Genomic DNA, 17,901 nt, shown 5'->3' with positions numbered 1-17,901 from the left:
CCGGGTGCGGGGCTGCCTCGTTCATGGCGCATACGGTGCTCTCTGTTCCGTTGCTTCCGGAGGAGTCGTTCTTCTGTGTCCGATGTGTCCGACGTGTCGAAATTCTTTGTTCCTGATCCCGAAGGCCTCTCGCCCAGCGCGGAGGGGTACTTCGGCGCCTTCGGCGGCAAGTTCATCCCCGAGGCGCTCGTCGCCGCGGTCGACGAGGTGGCCGTCGAGTACGAGAAGGCGAAGGGTGATCCCGCCTTCGCCGCCGAACTGAACGAACTGATGGTCAACTACACCGGCCGGCCGAGTGCGTTGACCGAAGTTCCGCGCTTCGCCGAGCATGCCGGGGGTGCCCGGATCTTCCTCAAGCGGGAAGACCTGAACCACACCGGTTCCCACAAGATCAACAACGTGCTGGGGCAGGCGCTGCTGACCAAGCGGATGGGCAAGACCCGCGTCATCGCCGAGACCGGCGCGGGACAGCACGGGGTCGCGACCGCGACCGCCTGCGCCCTGTTCGGCCTCGAATGCACCATCTACATGGGCGAGATCGACACCGAGCGCCAGGCCCTGAACGTCGCCAGGATGCGGATGCTCGGCGCCGAAGTCGTACCGGTCGCGTCCGGCAGCCGCACGCTCAAGGACGCCATCAACGAGGCGTTCCGCGACTGGGTCGCCAACGTGGACCGTACGCACTACCTGTTCGGGACGGTCGCGGGACCGCACCCCTTCCCCGCCATGGTCCGGGACTTCCACCGGGTGATCGGGGTCGAGGCCAGGCGGCAGATCCTGGAGCGCGCGGGACGGCTCCCCGACGCCGCTGTCGCGTGCGTGGGCGGCGGGTCCAACGCGATCGGCCTCTTCCACGCGTTCATCCCCGACGACGGCGTACGGCTGGTGGGCTGCGAGCCCGCCGGACACGGGATCGAGAGCGGGGAGCACGCGGCCACCCTGACCGCGGGCGAACCCGGCATCCTGCACGGCTCTCGTTCGTACGTACTCCAGGACGAGGAGGGCCAGATCACCGAGCCCTACTCGATCTCGGCCGGCCTCGACTACCCGGGCATCGGCCCCGAGCACGCGCACCTCAAGGACAGCGGACGCGGCGAGTACCGCGCCGTCACGGACGACGCGGCGATGCAGTCGCTGCTGCTCCTGTCGCGCACGGAGGGCATCATCCCGGCCATCGAGAGCGCGCACGCGCTGGCCGGTGCGCTGGAGCTGGGACGGGAACTGGGGAAGGACGGGCTCATCCTCGTCAATCTCTCAGGACGCGGCGACAAGGACATGGACACAGCCGCCCGCTACTTCGGGCTGTACGACGGCGAGGGCACCAAGTGAGCGGCAACATCCAGCTGTTGAGTGACACGCTGGCCGGCGCCAGGAGCGAGAACCGGGCCGCGCTGATCGCGTACCTGCCCGCCGGTTTCCCGACCGTCGACGGCGGCATCGCGGCCGTCAAGGCCGCCTTCGACGGAGGCGCCGACGTGGTGGAGGTCGGCCTGCCGCACAGCGACCCGGTGCTCGACGGGCCCGTCATCCAGACCGCCGACGACATCGCGCTCAAGGGCGGCGTGAAGATCGCCGACGTGATGCGCACGGTCCGCGAGGCGTACGAGGCGACCGGCAAGCCGGTGCTGGTCATGACGTACTGGAACCCCATCGACCGCTACGGGATCGAGCGGTTCACCGCCGAACTGGCCGAGGCGGGCGGCGCCGGGTGCATCCTGCCCGACCTGCCGGTGCAGGAGTCCGCCGTATGGCGCGAACACGCCGGGAAGCACGGTCTGGCGACCGTCTTCGTGGTGGCGCCCAGCAGCAAGGACGCACGGCTGGCCACGATCACGGCGGCCGGCAGCGGATTCGTCTACGCGGCCTCCCTGATGGGCGTGACCGGTACGCGCCAGTCGGTGGGCCTCCAGGCCCAGGACCTCGTCAACAGGACCCGCGCGACCACCGAACTGCCGGTGTGCGTCGGGCTCGGCGTCTCCAACGCCGAGCAGGCGGCCGAGGTCGCCGGGTTCGCCGACGGGGTCATCGTCGGCTCCGCCTTCGTCCAGCGGCTGCTGGACGCGCCGGACGAGGCCGCGGGGCTCGACGCCGTGCGCGCGCTGGCCGGAGAGCTGGCCGCGGGCGTGCGTAAGCGCTGAGGCACGAGGTAACTCGTACGGGTGGACCTGGGACCGGGGAGGTGCGCAGTCGCCTCCCCGGTTCGTTGCTGTGGGCGTGAGCGAGAAGATCCGTGAGGCAAACCGGAGCGCGAGAGAGCGGCTCCAGCAAGAACGTGAAGCGCACCAGTCACGTGAGAAGCGCAAGCGCGTCCTGATCGTGTCCGGGGTGGTGGCGGGCGTGCTCGCCGCGGCCGCGGGCATCGGGATGATCGCCGCCGGCATCGGCAAGGACAAGGCGGCGGACGCGGCGGGGCCCGTGCTCGCGCCGTCCGGCGCGCAGGGCAAGGACGAGCTGGCGATCCCGGTCGGCGCGCCCGACGCGCCGTCCACGCTCACGGTGTGGGAGGACTTCCGCTGTCCGTCCTGCGGCCTGTTCGAAAGCAACTACCGCTCGGCCATCCAGGGGCTGGAGAAAGCCGGCCAGATCAAGGTCGAGTACCACCTGGCCACCATCATCGACGGCAACATGAGCGGCAGCGGATCCCGGCACGCGGCCAACGCGGCGGCCTGCGCCCAGGACGTCGGCAAGTTCGCCGCGTACCACGACGCGCTGTACGACAACCAGCCGCAGGAGACCGACGACGCCTTCGCCAAGGACAGCAGGCTGCTGGAGCTGGCGGACAAGGTCCCCGGGCTGAAGTCGGCCCCCGGCTTCAGCCAGTGCGTGCAGAGCGGGCTGCACAACGAGTGGGTGGCCAAGTCGGCGGACAAGTTCAAGACGGGCGGCTTCAGCGGCACGCCGACGATCCTGCTCAACGGCGAGTCGGTGCTGCCCCAGAAGGGCACGGAGAACATCACCCCGGCGAACCTGAAGAAGTGGGTCATGGAGGCGAACAAGGGTAAGAAACCGGGCACCGCACCGCCCGAGACCGCCCCTGTGAGCTAAGTCTCGTTACGCACACGTTGCCGGGTAGGCCGCCGCGGGCCGCGCCCGGCGCGGTAGCGTCGGTTCTGCCATGGAACTTGCCTACATTCCGAGCCCGTCGACCGGAGTGCTCCATCTCGGACCACTTCCGCTGCGCGGCTACGCGTTCTGCATCATCATCGGTGTCTTCGTCGCCGTCTGGTACGGCGGCAAGCGCTGGGTCGCCCGGGGCGGCAAAGCCGGCACCGTGGCCGACATCGCCGTCTGGGCCGTGCCCTTCGGCCTGGTCGGTGGCCGGCTCTACCACGTGATCACCGACTACCAGCTGTACTTCAGCGACGGCGAGAACTGGGTCGACGCCTTCAAGATCTGGCAGGGCGGTCTCGGCATCTGGGGTGCGATCGCCTTCGGCGCGGTCGGCGCCTGGATCGGCTGCCGCCGCCGGGGGATCCCGCTGCCCGCCTGGGCGGACGCCCTCGCGCCCGCCATCGCCTTCGCCCAGGCCATCGGCCGCTGGGGCAACTGGTTCAACCAGGAGCTGTACGGCAAGGAGACGACCCTGCCGTGGGCGGTGAAGATCAGCGAGGGGCCGAACAGAGCCGCTGGTCTCTACCACCCGACGTTCCTGTACGAGTCGCTGTGGTGCGTGCTGGTGGCGCTGCTCGTCATCTGGGCCGACCGCCGCTTCAAGCTCGGACACGGGCGCGCCTTCGCGCTGTACGTCGCCGCGTACTGCGTCGGCCGGGGCTGGATCGAGTACCTGCGGGTCGACGAGGCCCACCACATCGCGGGGCTGCGCCTGAACGACTGGACGGCGGGCATCGTCTTCGTCCTCGCGGTCACCTACATCGTCGTCTCGTCGCGGGTACGGCCGGGACGCGAGGAGATCGTGGAGCCGGAGACGGCCGGGACGACGGCAGAGAAGGCGACGGCTGAGAAGACTGCCGCCGTCGGCCTGACGAAGGTCACGGACGGCGCCGCGGACGGGAAGTCCGCGGAGAGTGAGAAGAGCGACACCGCGCCCGACACCGAGGCCGCGGGAAAGAGCTGACCGCGCCCGCGAAGACGTGTGGAGCCGCCGGATCCCTGTGAGGGTCCGGCGGCTCCGCCGTTCTCAGCGCCGGGCCGCCAGCGCGAGCGTGCGGCGGGCCGCCGCCACGATCGCCGCGTCCACGAAGCGGCCGTCGGGCAGCGCGAGCGCCCCTTCCTCCCCGGCGGCGGCCACCACGATCTCCTCGGCCGCCCCGACCTCCTGCGCGGTGGGCCGGTACGCGTCTCGATGACCGGCAGCTGGCGCGGGTGGATCGCCGTACGGCCGAGGAATCCGAGCGACCGGCCGTGCGCACAGGACGCGGGGAGCCCGTCCAGGTCCCGCACGTCGGGGAACACCGACTGGACGGGCGGTGCGAGGCCCGCCGCGCGGGCGGCCACCACGACCCGGCTGCGCGGCCAGTCGAGGCCCGCGTCGTCCCGTACCCCCAGATCGGCGCGCAGGTCCGCCTCGCCGAGCGCGATGCCCCGGACGGCGGGATGTGCCGTCGCTTCAGCCGCCCACGGCCTCGTCCAGCACGTCCGCGTGGCAGGCCCGGCCGCCGCCGGTCGCGAACCACGGCTCGGCGATCAGCTCGGGGCGGCCGACCAGCCGCATCACGCGTTCGGCGACGGACTGCGCGGAGGTGGACACGGCGAGCCAGGAGCCGTCGGCGGTGCGGTAGGTGTGGCGCGGGGCGTTGTTCCTGGACCGGTTGCCGGTACGGGGCTGGACGTAACCGAGCTGGTCGTACCAGAGCGGCTGCGCCCCGAGGACCGTCAGGATCGGCTCGATGATCGCCAGGTCCACCACCTGGCCCCGGCCCGTCGCCCGGCGGCCGTGCGGCGCGGTCATCACGGCGTACGCGGTGGCCAGCGCGGCGATCGGGTCGGCGAGGCCGAACGGCGGGAGCGTGGGCGGGCCGTCCGGTTCGCCCGTGACGGCGGCGAAACCGCTCATCGCCTCGGCGAGCGTGCCGAAGCCGGGACGGTGCGAGTACGGGCCGAACTGGCCGAAGCCGGTGACCCTCGTGAGGACCAGACCGGGATTGGCGAGAAACAGTTCGTCCCAGCCGGGGCCCCACTTCTCCAGGGTGCCCGGCCGGAAGTTCTCGATGATCACATTGGCGCCCGCGGCGAGGCGGAGCAGGACGTCCCGGCCGCCGGGGGAGGAGAGATCGAGGGTGATGGCGCGCTTGTCGCGGCCGAGCAGCTTCCACCAGAGGCCGACGCCGTCCTGGGCGGGGCCGTGGCCGCGTGAGGGACCCGGGCGGGTGGGGTGCTCGACCTTGATGACCTCCGCGCCGAAGTCACCGAGCATGGTGGCCGCGAGGGGACCGGCGAAGAGAGCCGCGAGGTCGAGGACGCATTCCGGTGAGCGCCGGGGCCGGCTGTTCCGGTGGGGCAGGTGTGTTCACGCGTCCTCGATCTCGGAGCGGCACGGCATGGAGCTGGACGCCCCGGTGCGCTGCACACAGAGCGAGGCCGCCGCCGATGCCCAGCTCATCGCCTCTTCCATCGGGCGGCCCTCACCGAACGCGACGGCGAGCGCGCCCACGAAGGTGTCGCCCGCCGCGGTCGTGTCCACGGCCCTGACCCGGGGGGCGGGGACGGTGAAGGGCTTGGTGTCCCGGGCCGCGTAGAGGCTTCCGGCGGCGCCGAGCGTGATCACGACCTCCGGGACCTGCCGGAGCAGGGACTCGGCGGCCGCGTACGGGTCGGCGATCCCGGAGAGGGCCGCCGCTTCGTGTTCGTTGGGTACCAACAGGTCTACGGCGGCGAGCAGCTCGGGCGGAAGGGGCTGGGCGGGGGCCGGGGTCAGTACCGTACGTACGCCGTGGCGGCGGGCCGCCTCCGCGCCGGCGAGCACGGCGCTCAGCGGGAGTTCGAGCTGAAGGAGCAGCGCGTCGGCCGCCGCGATGACGGCCTCGTCGCCCGGAACGAGGTCCGTGACCTGGCCGTTGGCGCCGGGAATCACGACGATGGCGTTGCCGCCCTCGTCGTCGACGACGATATGGGCGGTACCTGAAGCGCCGTCCGCCGTGCGCAGCAGATCGGTGTCGACCCCCGAGGCGGCGAGCGTGCTCCGCAGCCGCGCCCCGAAGTCGTCGGAGCCGACCGCCCCGATCATCGCCACGGTGCCTCCCGCGCGGGCGGCGGCGATGGCCTGGTTGGCGCCCTTGCCGCCGGGAACCGTACGGAACTCCCGGCCCGTGACGGTCTCCCCGCGGTGCGGGGCCCGTGCGACATAGGCGACGAGATCCATGTTGGTACTGCCGAGCACGACGATGTCTGTCATGGGCGCGACGCCTCTCTGTGAGTCAGTTCCGCGAGTGTGCCGAAGCCGACGCCGTCGAAACCGCCGACGGACGTGGCCGGCCGGTTCTTGAGCGGCGCGGTCCACTCCCCGGGGATCCTTGCCGGATGCCCGGCGAGCAGTCCGGCGACGGAACCGGCGCTCGCGCCGTTCGAGTCGGTGTCCCAACCTCCGGACACGGCACGGCAGATGGAGCCGCTGAAGTCGCCGTCTGCATGGGTGAGGGCGGCGGCGAGCAGCGCGGCGTTGGGGACGGCGTGGACCCAGTGGTGGTGCCCGGGGGGACGCGTGCAGGACATCGGCCACGGTCTCGAATCGCGCGTGGGCGCGGGCGGTCCTGACGCCGGTACGGACGGCCTCGGCCAGCCGGGAGCGTGGCGGGGCGACCGCGAGACCGGCGCGCGGACAGCGGTGCACGCCGGTGCCCGCTCCGGCCGCCGCGGCGATGGTGGCCGCGACGAACATCGCGCCGCACACCGTTGGCGGTGTGCGTGAGCCCGGCGTCGCGGTGCGCCTGCCGGGCGGCGCAGGCGGGGTCGCCGGGGTGCGTCCAGCCGTGCACGTCGGCGCGGATCGCCGCGCCGATCCACTCCCGGAACGGGTTGTGGTGGCGGGCGGTGTCCGGCGGCTCGATGCCCGACAGCAGATTGCGGTACGCGATCCGCTCGGCGGTGAACGTACGCCCCGCGGGCAGCTGGTTCAGCCAGACACCGGCGACCTGCGCGGTGGTGAAGTGCCGGCCGTGCCGCTGGAGCAGAAGCAGGTTCAGCAGCGGGTAGTCGAGGTCGTCGTCCTCGGGCATGCCGTCGATGTTCTCGGCGAGCGAGGCCGGCGCGGAGCGGCGGTTCCAGGGGTGGGCGCGGGCGAGGTCCTGAGGCAGTTCCCGGGCGGTGAACCAGCCGCGCAACGGCCAGTTGCCGGTGGCGCGCGCGAGGGCCCCGATCCCGGCGAGCGGAAGCTTCTCGACGGGCTTCCCGAGCAGGCACCCGACGGCCCGGCCGAGCGAGGCGGCGTGCAGCTGATCGACGGTGAGCGGGCAGCCCGCCGAGTCCCGTCGAGCGGGTCGGGTCCGCCGGGCCTTTCGAGCGCGTCGGGTCCGCCGGGCCTTTGGCGGGCGGCCGGTTGGCGCACGCGGCGGCGATCGCGGGCAGGTCCGTCGGCTCGTCCGCGGCCAACGGGGAGGGCCGCGCGGCGAGTTCGCCGAGCGGGGTCTCCGCGAGCGCGCGCAGCTCCGGGCACACCGGGCCCGGCGATGCACCCGCGCGTGCCGGGGCCGGGTGGCCGCCTGCGGCGTGCCGGCGGCGGGCGAGGTCCGTGGCGTCGCCGCCGTCCTCGGACGCCTGGCGCAGCTCGTGGCCGAGCAGGTCCTCGGGCTGGACCCGGCTGAGCCGCAGCGCCGCTGTCATCGTGCGGAGGGGGCGGAGGTTGCGGTGGGGGCTGCGGTGGTGGAAGTCCCGGGCGTTGGGGAGACTTCGGCAGCCCTGGAAGCCCTGGCTGCGGGGGCGGGTTCGGCCGTCGGGGAATGCGTGGCCACGGTGGAAGCCCCGGCAGAGAGGGAAGCCCCGGCAGAGAGGGAAGCCCCGGCGGCCGGGGAAGCTCCCGCCATCAGTGAGGCGAACGCGTTCTCGTGTGCGCGGCGCCGTTCCGTGTCGCGGGCGAAGACCTCGTACGCCACCCGCGTCAGCGCCCGCGCCGGCGCGTGCAGGTCGAGGCGGCTCGCCTCGGCCACGCGGTCCGCCCATTCGGCCGGCACGGCGGCCTCGCCGCCCAGCGCTCCCGCGAGCGCGCCGCTCATCGTGGCGATCGAGTCGCAGTCCCTGCCGTAGTTGACCGAACCGAGCACCGTACGGCGGAAGTCACCCCCGCCGATCAGCAACATGCCCAGCGCCACCGGCAGTTCCTCGATCGCGTGCAGCCGGGAGGGGCGCCGGGCGCCGAGCGAAGGAGCGCGGTAGTCCGGGCCCACCGTGTCGAACGGGGCGACCGCCTCGCGCAGTCCGCGTACCGCCGACTCCGCGTCGCGGTGCCGGGACGCCACCTCGCACACTGCCTTGATCGCGGCGCGCGTGCCGTCCTTGGCGAGGCCGAGACACGTCTCGATCACCGAGGCGGGCGTGGCGTCCGGGAGGCACGCCGCCGCGACCGCGGCCGCGAACACCCCGGCCGCCTCACGTCCGTACGACGACTGGTGCGCGCCCGCGACATCGATGGCCTCGGCGTAAGCGGCCTGCGGATGCGCCGCGTTGACCAGCCCCACCGGCGCCATGTACATCGCGGCGCCGCAGTTGACGATGTTCCCGGTGCCCGCCTCGCGCGGGTCGACATGCCCGTAGTGCAGCCGGGCGACGATCCACTTCTCCGCCAGGAAGATCCGCTGGAGCGGCAGCGCCTCGGCCTCCAGCTCGGGGATCCAGCGCGGGTGCGAGATCAGCTCGGGGACCAGGTGGTCGGCGACCGCGTACGCGTCGAGGTGGCCGCGTACGGCTTCGTACACCCGGATCAGCGCGTGCGTCATCAGGGTGTCGTCGGTGACGTGCCCGTCACCCTTGTGGTACGGGGCGAGCGGGCGGGCGGTGCGCCAGTCCTCGTGCCACGGGCCGACGACGCCGGACACGCGGCCGCCGTGCCGCTCCACGATCTGCTCGGGGGAGTAGCCCTCGACCGGGCCGCCGAGCGCGTCACCGACGGCGGCGCCGATCAGACAGCCGTTGATCCGGTCATCGAGCGTGAGCGCGCCGGACGTCAGGGGCGTACGGGGCGTCAGAGGCGTGCCGGGCGTCGGATGGCTGCCGGGCGTCGAGGGGACACTGAGCGTCGTCATGTCGGAATTGTCCACCCAGGGTGGCCAGTTCCGTGTCTGCGAGCAGCCCGGCGAGTTCCACCAGATCGGTACCGGGGAGCCGGGGCAGCGCGCACCCCGCGAGGACGCGGCAGGCGTCCCGCCAGGTGGCCGGTACGGTGTCGCCGCCGAGTGCGCCGGTCAGCGCGGGCGCTCCGAGCGCGTCACCGGCCGCGGGGCCGAGCGGCGCGCCCGAGGCGCGGTCGCGCAGCACCGCGCTCTCTTCGGGAGGTGGATCGCATGCGATCAACGCCATCGGCCGGCCGCCCTTCCGTGCCCAACGAGCCTGTTCCTGCCATCTGTGCCACGCGGAACACCTGCGGAGCCTGTGAAACCTTCCTGTCACCGGGGTGGCGCTCCGGACACCCGGGTGGAGGTCCGGGGCGCCCGGGTGGACGTCCCAAAGCACTCTCTTACGCCGTACAAGAGCGCTGGTAAGTACGGCCTGCCTTGCTGGCGGGAGCGCTTTTTCGTGCGTATTTTCGAGTCCTGGGAAGGGTGGCCGCCGGCTCGCACACGGGCTGGGAGCGGCTGCCGCACAAGGGGAGTGAGCACCGTGGCCATCATCGAGACCGAAGCGACACTGCACGATTCGCACCGGGACAACCACACGCACCGCGATGTGAACGGCGGCTGGCTGCGCCCGGCCGTGTTCGGTGCGATGGACGGCCTTGTCTCCAACCTCGCGCTGATGACGGGAGTCGCGGGCGGCGCGGTCTCCCAGCACACCATCGTGATCACCGGGCTCGCCGGCCTCGCGGCGGGCGCCTTCTCGATGGCTGCCGGTGAGTACACCTCGGTGGCCTCACAGCGCGAGCTGGTCGAGGCCGAGCTGGATGTGGAACGCGCTGAGCTGCGTAAACACCCCGCGGACGAGATGGAGGAGCTGGCCGCTCTCTACGTGTCACGCGGCGTCGAGCCCGCGCTCGCCCGCGAAGTGGCCATGCAGTTGTCGAGGGACCCGGAGCAGGCGCTGGAGATTCACGCGCGCGAGGAACTGGGCATCGACCCGGATGATCTGCCGTCCCCGACCGTCGCCGCCGGATCGTCGTTCGTCTCCTTCGCGCTGGGCGCCCTGCTGCCCGTCCTGCCCTACCTGCTCGGCGCCACCACGCTGTGGCCCGCCCTGATGCTCGCGCTGGCCGGACTCTTCGCCTGCGGGGCGCTGGTGGCCAGGGTGACGGCCCGCAGCTGGTGGTACAGCGGGCTGCGGCAGCTGGTGCTCGGCGGGGTCGCCGCCGCGCTCACCTACGGACTGGGCGCACTGTTCGGCGCGACGATCTGAGCCGCCGGCCTTGCTCCGGCGGGCCGTCCGGCTCCGCGCGGTCGGGCCGCTGACTCCGGTCTGACGGGCCGCTGACGCTGCGCGGACGGCCCGCTGGCCCCGGTCCGACCGGCCGCTGACACCGCTCCGGCGGCCGGTGACGTGGCAGCCGTCCGCCCGCCACCTGCTGTAACACGATTTTCGGCCCCACCCTGGCTGATTCCGTACCCAGGGTGAGAGACTTCAGAAGACGCCGCCGCATGTCCCCCGTTACCCGGCGGTTTCGAGCGCTTAACGACCGGGCATGAGCCGTAGGCGCCGTCGGCAACGAAGCCTCTCGCCGCATCACCTTCTACGGCCGGGCGGACGTTGATCTGTCCTCCTGTGACCCGCATGCACCGTACGAGTGGTGTCCGCATGTTGAAATGAACTATCCGCTTTGTGAGAAGCACCCCATCATGTAATCTGCTCGAAATTTTTCGGAGGGCCAACGTCGTCCCTCGGTTATCGCATATGCCACGACGACGACGGGAGAGCCGATGCGCATCCACGCCTGGTCGCCCATGGACGGTCGCCCCGCCCCCCAGGGGCTGTACGACCCCCGTAACGAACACGACGCCTGTGGTGTCGGGTTCGTGGCCACCCTCACCGGTGTACCCAGCCACGCGCTGGTGGAGCAGGCGCTGACCGTACTGCGCAATCTCGAACACCGAGGCGCCACCGGTTCCGAGCCCGACTCCGGCGACGGCGCCGGGATCCTGCTCCAGGTTCCGGACGCCTTCCTCCGCGAGGTCACCGATTTCACCCTTCCGGAAGCCGGCTCGTACGCCGTCGGCACCGGCTTCCTGCCCGCCGGGGAAGCCACCGGCGCGGTCTCGCGCATCGAGGCCATCGCCGCCGAGGAAGGCCTGACCGTTCTCGGCTGGCGCGACGTCCCCGTCGCCCCCGAACTGCTCGGTGCCACCGCGCGCGGCACGATGCCGGCCTTCCGCCAGCTGTTCGTCGCGGACGGTACGAGCACGGGCATCGCTCTCGACCGTAAAGCCTTTTTGCTGCGCAAGCGCGCCGAGCGCGAGGCCGGGATCTACTTCCCGTCCCTCTCCGCGCGCACGATCGTCTACAAGGGAATGCTCACCACCGGCCAGCTGGAGCCGTTCTTCCCCGACCTCTCCGACCCCCGTTTCGCGACCGCCGTCGCGCTGGTCCACTCGCGGTTCTCCACCAACACGTTCCCGAGCTGGCCGCTCGCCCACCCGTACCGCTTCGTCGCGCACAACGGCGAGATCAACACGGTCAAGGGCAACCGCAACTGGATGAAGGCCCGCGAGTCCCAGCTCGGCTCCGACCTCTTCGGCGCCGACAAGCTGGAGCGGATCTTCCCGCTCTGCACGCCGGACGCCTCCGACTCCGCGTCCTTCGACGAAGTCCTCGAACTGCTGCACCTCGGCGGCCGCTCGCTGCCGCACTCCGTGCTGATGATGGTCCCCGAGGCGTGGGAGAACCACGACTCGATGGACCCGGAGCGCCGCGCCTTCTACCAGTTCCACGCCACGATGATGGAGCCCTGGGACGGCCCGGCCTGCGTCACCTTCACCGACGGCACCCAGGTCGGCGCGGTCCTCGACCGCAACGGCCTGCGCCCCGGCCGCTACTGGGTGACCGACGACGGCCTCGTCGTCCTCTCCTCCGAGGTCGGCGTCCTCGACATCGACCCGGCCAAGGTCGTCCGCAAGGGACGCCTCCAGCCCGGCCGGATGTTCCTCGTCGACACCGCCGAACACCGCATCATCGAGGACGACGAGATCAAGGCGTCCCTCGCCGCCGAACAGCCGTACCAGGAATGGCTGGAGACCGGCGAGATCGAGCTGGAGGACCTGCCCGAGCGTGAGCACATCGTGCACACCCACGCCTCGGTCACCCGCCGCCAGCAGACCTTCGGCTACACCGAGGAAGAGCTGCGCGTCCTGCTCGCGCCCATGGCCCGCGCCGGCACGGAGCCCATCGGCTCCATGGGCACCGACTCCCCGATCGCCGCGCTCTCCGCCCGGCCCCGGCTGCTCTTCGACTACTTCACCCAGCTGTTCGCGCAGGTCACCAACCCGCCGCTGGACGCCATCCGGGAAGAACTGGTCACCTCGCTGCGCTCCTCGCTCGGCCCGCAGGGCAACCTGCTGGAGCCGACCGCCGCGTCCTGCCGCAGCGTCACCCTGCCCTTCCCGGTCATCGACAACGATGAACTGGCCAAGCTCGTCCACATAAACGCGGACGGCGACATGCCCGGCATGAAGGCCGCCACGCTCTCCGGCCTCTACCGTGTCAGCGGCGGCGGCGAGGCGCTGGCCGCCCGGATCGAAGAGATCTGCGCCGAGACCGACGCCGCTCTGGAGAGCGGCGCCCGGATCATCGTGCTCTCCGACCGGCACTCCGACGCCGAGCAGGCCCCGATCCCCTCGCTGCTGCTCACCGCGGCCGTCCACCACCACCTCATCCGCACCAAGCAGCGCACCCAGGTGGGCCTGCTGGTCGAGGCCGGCGACGTACGCGAGGTGCACCACGTCGCACTGCTCATCGGCTACGGCGCCGCCGCCGTCAACCCGTACCTCGCGATGGAGTCCGTCGAGGACCTGGTCCGCGCGGGCACGTTCATCGAGGGCCTGGAGCCCGAGCAGGCGATCCGCAACCTGATCTACGCGCTCGGCAAGGGCGTCCTCAAGGTGATGTCCAAGATGGGCATCTCCACCGTCGCCTCCTACCGGGGCGCCCAGGTCTTCGAGGCCGTCGGCCTGGACGAGGCCTTCGTCGAGAAGTACTTCAGCGGCACCGCCACCAAGATCGGCGGCGCCGGACTCGACATCGTCGCCCAGGAGGTCGCGGCCCGGCACGCCAAGGGCTACCCCGCCTCCGGGATCTCCGCGAGCCACCGCAAGCTGGAGATCGGCGGCGAGTACCAGTGGCGCCGCGAGGGCGAGCCGCACCTCTTCGACCCGGAGACCGTCTTCCGGCTCCAGCACGCCACGCGCTCCCGCCGCTACGACATCTTCAAGAAGTACACGAGCCGGGTGAACGAGCAGTCCGAGCGCCTGATGACGCTGCGCGGCCTGTTCAACTTCGCCTCCGGACGCGACCCGATCTCCATCGACGAGGTCGAGCCCGCCTCCGAGATCGTCAAGCGCTTCTCCACCGGCGCCATGTCGTACGGCTCGATCTCCCTCGAAGCGCACGAAACGCTCGCCGTCGCCATGAACCAGCTCGGCGGCAAGTCCAACACCGGCGAGGGCGGCGAGGACGCGCGCAGGCTGTACGACCCGGCGCTGCGCTCCTCGATCAAGCAGGTCGCCTCCGGCCGCTTCGGCGTCACCAGCGAATACCTCGTCAACGCCGACGACATCCAGATCAAGATGGCCCAGGGCGCCAAGCCCGGCGAGGGCGGCCAGCTGCCCGGCCACAAGGTCTACCCGTGGGTCGCCAAGACCCGGCACTCCACCCCGGGCGTCGGCCTGATCTCCCCGCCGCCGCACCACGACATCTACTCCATCGAGGATCTCGCCCAGCTGATCCACGATCTGAAGAACGCCAACCCGAAGGCCCGCATCCACGTGAAGCTGGTCTCCGAGGTCGGCGTCGGCACCGTCGCCGCGGGCGTCTCCAAGGCCCACGCCGATGTCGTCCTGATCTCGGGACACGACGGCGGTACGGGCGCCTCGCCGCTCACCTCGCTCAAGCACGCGGGCGGCCCCTGGGAGCTGGGCCTCGCCGAGACCCAGCAGACGCTGCTGCTCAACGGGCTGCGCGACCGCATCGTCGTCCAGACCGACGGACAGCTCAAGACCGGCCGTGACGTCGTCATCGCCGCGCTGCTCGGCGCCGAGGAGTTCGGTTTCGCGACCGCGCCGCTCGTCGTCTCGGGCTGCGTCATGATGCGCGTCTGTCACCTCGACACCTGTCCGGTCGGCATCGCCACCCAGAACCCGGTGCTGCGCGAACGGTTCTCCGGCAAGGCCGAATACGTCGTCAACTTCTTCCAGTTCATCGCGGAAGAAGTCCGCGAACTCCTCGCCGAACTGGGCTTCCGTACGCTCGAAGAGGCCGTCGGCCACGCCGAACTGCTCGACACCGAGCGGGCCGTGAACCACTGGAAGGCCCAAGGCCTCGACCTCCAGCCGCTGTTCCACGTACCCGACCTGCCGGAAGGCGCCGCACGGCACCGCGTCGTCGAGCAGGACCACGGCCTCGCCAAGGCGCTCGACAACGAGCTGATCAAGCTCGCCGCCGACGCCCTGAAGGCCGAGAGCGCCGAGAGCGCCCAGCCGGTGCGTGCCCAGATCGGCATCCGCAACATCAACCGCACCGTCGGCACCATGCTCGGCAACGAGGTGACGAAGAAGTTCGGTGGCGAAGGACTGCCCGACGACACCGTCGACATCACCTTCACCGGCTCCGCGGGCCAGTCCTTCGGCGCGTTCCTGCCGCGCGGTGTGACCCTGCGCCTGGAGGGCGACGCCAACGACTACGTCGGCAAGGGCCTCTCCGGCGGACGCCTCGTCGTACGGCCCGACCGCGGCGCCGAACACCTCGCGGAGTACTCCACCATCGCGGGCAACACCATCGCCTACGGCGCCACCGCCGGCGAGCTGTACCTGCGCGGCCGCACCGGCGAACGCTTCTGCGTGCGCAACTCCGGCGCGACCGTCGTCTCCGAAGGCGTCGGCGACCACGGCTGCGAGTACATGACCGGCGGCCACGCCGTCGTCCTCGGCGAGACGGGACGCAACTTCGCGGCCGGCATGTCCGGCGGCATCGCCTACGTCCTCGACCTCGACCCGGACAACGTCAACGCCGGGAACCTGTCCGCCGTCGAACCCCTCGACGACACCGACAGGAAGTGGCTGCACGGCGCCGTGCGCCGCCACCAGGAGGAGACGGGCTCCACCGTCGCCGCCAAGCTGCTCGCCGAGTGGGACACCGCAGCGGACCGCTTCAGCAAGATCATCCCCACCACGTACAAGGCAGTGCTCGCCGCCAAGGACGCCGCCGAGCTGGCCGGACTCTCCGAGACCGAGACCACCGAGAAGATGATGGAGGCGGCGACCAATGGCTGACCCGAAGGGCTTTCTCACCACCGGGCGCGAGGTCGCCGAAACCCGGCCGGTGGAGGAGCGCGTCAAGGACTGGAACGAGGTCTACGTTCCCGGTTCGCTGCTCCCGATCATCAGCAAGCAGGCCGGACGCTGCATGGACTGCGGCATCCCGTTCTGCCACAGCGGCTGTCCGCTCGGAAACCTCATCCCCGAGTGGAACGACTACGCGTACCGCGACGACTGGAAGGCCGCGATCGAGCGGCTGCACGCCACGAACAACTTCCCGGAGTTCACCGGGCGGCTGTGCCCCGCCCCGTGCGAGGCCTCGTGCGTGCTCGGCATCAACCAGCCGCCCGTCACCATCAAGAACGTCGAAGTCACCATCATCGACAAGGCGTGGGACAGCGGCGACGTCACCCCGCAGCCGCCCGAGCGGCTGTCCGGCAAGACCGTCGCCGTCATCGGCTCGGGCCCGGCGGGCCTGGCCGCGGCCCAGCAGCTGACCCGGGCGGGCCACACCGTCGTGGTGTTCGAGCGCGCCGACCGCATCGGTGGCCTCCTGCGCTACGGCATCCCCGCCTTCAAGATGGAGAAGGTCCACATCAACCGCCGCATCGAGCAGATGCGCGCGGAGGGGACCAAGTTCCGCACCGAGGTGGAGGTCGGCCGCGACCTCGACGCGAAGAAGCTGCGCAAGCGCTACGACGCTGTCGTCATCGCCGCCGGCGCCACCGTCTCGCGCGACCTGCCCGTCCCCGGCCGTGAGCTGAACGGCGTGCACTTCGCGATGGAGTACCTGCCGCTGTCCAACAAGGTGCAGGAGGGCGACCTCACGGTCTCCCCGATCTCCGCCGCGGGCAAGCACGTCGTGGTCATCGGCGGCGGCGACACCGGCGCGGACTGCGTCGGTACGGCCCACCGGCAGGGCGCCGCGTCCGTCACCCAGCTGGAGATCATGCCGAGGCCCGGCGACGAACGCGCGGAGCACCAGCCGTGGCCGACGTTCCCGATGCTCTACAAGGTCACCACCGCGCACGAGGAGGGCGGGGAGCGCGTCTACGCTGTTTCCACCACCCACTTCGAGGGCGACGAGGACGGCAACGTACAGTTCCTGCACCTCACCGAGGTGGAGTTCAAGGACGGCAAGCTGGAGTCGAAGCCCGGGACCGAGCGTAAGATCCCGGCTCAGCTGGTGACGCTCGCCATGGGCTTCACCGGCACCGACCAGGCGAACGGTCTGGTCGAGCAGTTCGGCCTCGAACTCGACGAGCGTGGCAACATCGCCCGCGACGAGGACTTCGCGACCAATGTGCCCGGCGTGTACGTCGCCGGGGACGCGGGCCGCGGCCAGTCCCTGATCGTCTGGGCGATCGCCGAGGGCCGCTCGGCGGCGCGCGGTGTGGACCGTCACCTGACGGGTGCGAGCGAACTGCACGCCCCGATCCGGCCGACGGACCGCGCACTGACGGTCTGAACAACCCCATAGACGTCCCGTACAACGGCGTACGGGCGGTGTCGGTCCGGGGGCGTGCCCCCGGACCCTCCGCAAGACACGGCGCCTGCCCCCAGTCCCCGACCGGACCGTTGGCGGGCGCCGTGGCATGTGGCCGCGTCCGGCATCCGGCGCGTTCGGGCCGCCAACGCGTTCCGGAATCCGGCGCGTCCGGCTCCTGGGTTCCGCATCCCGTGTTCCGCCGGTGACAGAGGATGTCCGGTATTGCCCGTTGGATGGATGCCATGACAGCCATCACGTCCACCTGGACGGATTTCCACGCGGCCGAACCGGCCTTCGCCGCTTTCGCGCGGCGGCGCTTCGAGAAGTACGCCCACCACGTCCTCGCGACCGTACGCGGGGACGGCTCCCCGAGGCTCTCAGGACTGGGAGTCGCTTTCGTCGACGGCGAACTCTGGTGCGGAATGATGCCGAACTCACGCAAAGGCCGGGATCTGCTGCGCGACCCGCGTTTCGCACTGCACGCGAACCCCGGCGGCGACGACCGGATGGCCGACGGAGACGTCCGTATCGCCGGACGGGCGGTCGCGGTGACCGACGCGGCGGTGATCGCGCGCTACGCCGAGGCCACCGGCACCACGCTCCGCTTCGACCTCTTCCGCGCCGAGCTGACCGAGGTGGTGGAAACCCAGGTGGACGGGGTGGAGCTGGTCCTGCGGCGCTGGTCCCCGGGACGTCCGGCCCGCACCGTACGGCGGGGCAGCTAGGGCAGGCCCCGCCTGCCGGGACGTGTGAGCCGGCCCGCTCGCACATCCCTCGATCATGGGCGTGTCCGGCTCCGGGTTCGCCGCGAGGGCATGCTAGGCTGACTGTGTTGCAGTTTTGGTACCCATGAAC

Annotated in this window: 10 protein-coding genes and 4 pseudogenes; 8 read left to right on the top strand and 6 right to left on the bottom strand. The window is 71.3% G+C overall.

All coding sequences use genetic code 11. From position 1 onward, the window contains the following. Positions 1-84: 84 nt before the first annotated feature. The 4 genes from trpB to lgt all read left to right on the top strand — a co-directional run bounded on the left by trpB (position 85) and on the right by lgt (position 4,075). Positions 85-1,329, top strand: a complete 1,245-nt coding sequence (gene trpB, locus ACIP6N_RS04920) for a tryptophan synthase subunit beta (protein WP_401813492.1) — start codon at positions 85-87, stop codon at positions 1,327-1,329. Continuing rightward, complete coding sequence (gene trpA / locus ACIP6N_RS04915) at positions 1,326-2,138, top strand: tryptophan synthase subunit alpha (RefSeq protein WP_401812939.1); 813 nt, start codon at positions 1,326-1,328, stop codon at positions 2,136-2,138. Before trpB ends, trpA begins: the two co-directional genes overlap by 4 nt. A 76-nt stretch (positions 2,139-2,214) precedes the next feature. Further along, positions 2,215-3,045: a DsbA family protein gene (locus tag ACIP6N_RS04910; protein ID WP_401812938.1), complete on the top strand. Its 831-nt coding sequence runs from the start codon at positions 2,215-2,217 to the stop codon at positions 3,043-3,045. Positions 3,046-3,115: 70 nt separating this feature from the next. Further along, a complete protein-coding gene (lgt, locus tag ACIP6N_RS04905; protein ID WP_401812937.1) occupies positions 3,116-4,075 on the top strand; it encodes a prolipoprotein diacylglyceryl transferase in 960 nt (319 codons plus the stop codon). 63 nt (positions 4,076-4,138) lie between these two features. On the opposite strand, the pseudogene ACIP6N_RS04900 reads toward lgt, so the two are convergent. The 6 genes and pseudogenes from ACIP6N_RS04900 to ACIP6N_RS04875 all read right to left on the bottom strand — a co-directional run. Next, positions 4,139-4,572 (bottom strand): annotated as a pseudogene (locus ACIP6N_RS04900) (aldolase/citrate lyase family protein); the annotation flags it as partial. A gap of 1 nt (position 4,573) precedes the next feature. Next, positions 4,574-5,423 (bottom strand): annotated as a pseudogene (locus ACIP6N_RS04895) (CaiB/BaiF CoA transferase family protein); the annotation flags it as partial. A 44-nt stretch (positions 5,424-5,467) separates the two neighbouring features. Then, positions 5,468-6,352, bottom strand: coding sequence for a ribokinase (rbsK, locus tag ACIP6N_RS04890; RefSeq protein WP_401812936.1), 885 nt, complete (start codon positions 6,350-6,352; stop codon positions 5,468-5,470). After that, positions 6,349-7,776, bottom strand: a pseudogene (locus ACIP6N_RS04885) (ADP-ribosylglycohydrolase family protein). Before ACIP6N_RS04885 ends, rbsK begins: the two are co-directional and overlap by 4 nt. Next, positions 7,773-9,191 (bottom strand): ADP-ribosylglycohydrolase family protein, encoded by a 1,419-nt coding sequence (locus ACIP6N_RS04880; protein WP_401812935.1) that lies wholly within the window; start codon positions 9,189-9,191, stop codon positions 7,773-7,775. Before ACIP6N_RS04880 ends, ACIP6N_RS04885 begins: the two are co-directional and overlap by 4 nt. Continuing rightward, positions 9,088-9,363: pseudogene (locus tag ACIP6N_RS04875) on the bottom strand (hypothetical protein); the annotation flags it as partial. The pseudogene ACIP6N_RS04875 and the gene ACIP6N_RS04880, both read right to left, overlap by 104 nt. A 402-nt stretch (positions 9,364-9,765) precedes the next feature. Between ACIP6N_RS04875 and ACIP6N_RS04870 the strand changes: the two are divergent. From ACIP6N_RS04870 to ACIP6N_RS04855, 4 genes are all read left to right on the top strand, one after another. Then, positions 9,766-10,494: a VIT1/CCC1 transporter family protein gene (locus ACIP6N_RS04870; protein WP_401812933.1), complete on the top strand. Its 729-nt coding sequence runs from the start codon at positions 9,766-9,768 to the stop codon at positions 10,492-10,494. Between the two features lie 518 nt (positions 10,495-11,012). Further along, on the top strand, positions 11,013-15,572 hold the full coding sequence (gene gltB, locus ACIP6N_RS04865) for a glutamate synthase large subunit (protein WP_401812931.1): 4,560 nt from the start codon (positions 11,013-11,015) through the stop codon (positions 15,570-15,572). After that, positions 15,565-17,025, top strand: a complete 1,461-nt coding sequence (locus ACIP6N_RS04860; RefSeq protein ID WP_401812929.1) for a glutamate synthase subunit beta — start codon at positions 15,565-15,567, stop codon at positions 17,023-17,025. Before gltB ends, ACIP6N_RS04860 begins: the two co-directional genes overlap by 8 nt. 263 nt (positions 17,026-17,288) lie before the next feature. Further along, positions 17,289-17,771: a pyridoxamine 5'-phosphate oxidase family protein gene (locus ACIP6N_RS04855; protein ID WP_401812927.1), complete on the top strand. Its 483-nt coding sequence runs from the start codon at positions 17,289-17,291 to the stop codon at positions 17,769-17,771. Positions 17,772-17,901 lie beyond the last annotated feature (130 nt).

This window comes from Streptomyces sp. NPDC088725, from assembly GCF_044751305.1.
GTDB lineage: Bacteria > Actinomycetota > Actinomycetes > Streptomycetales > Streptomycetaceae > Streptomyces.
This window is presented reverse-complemented; position numbering and strand designations above follow the sequence as displayed.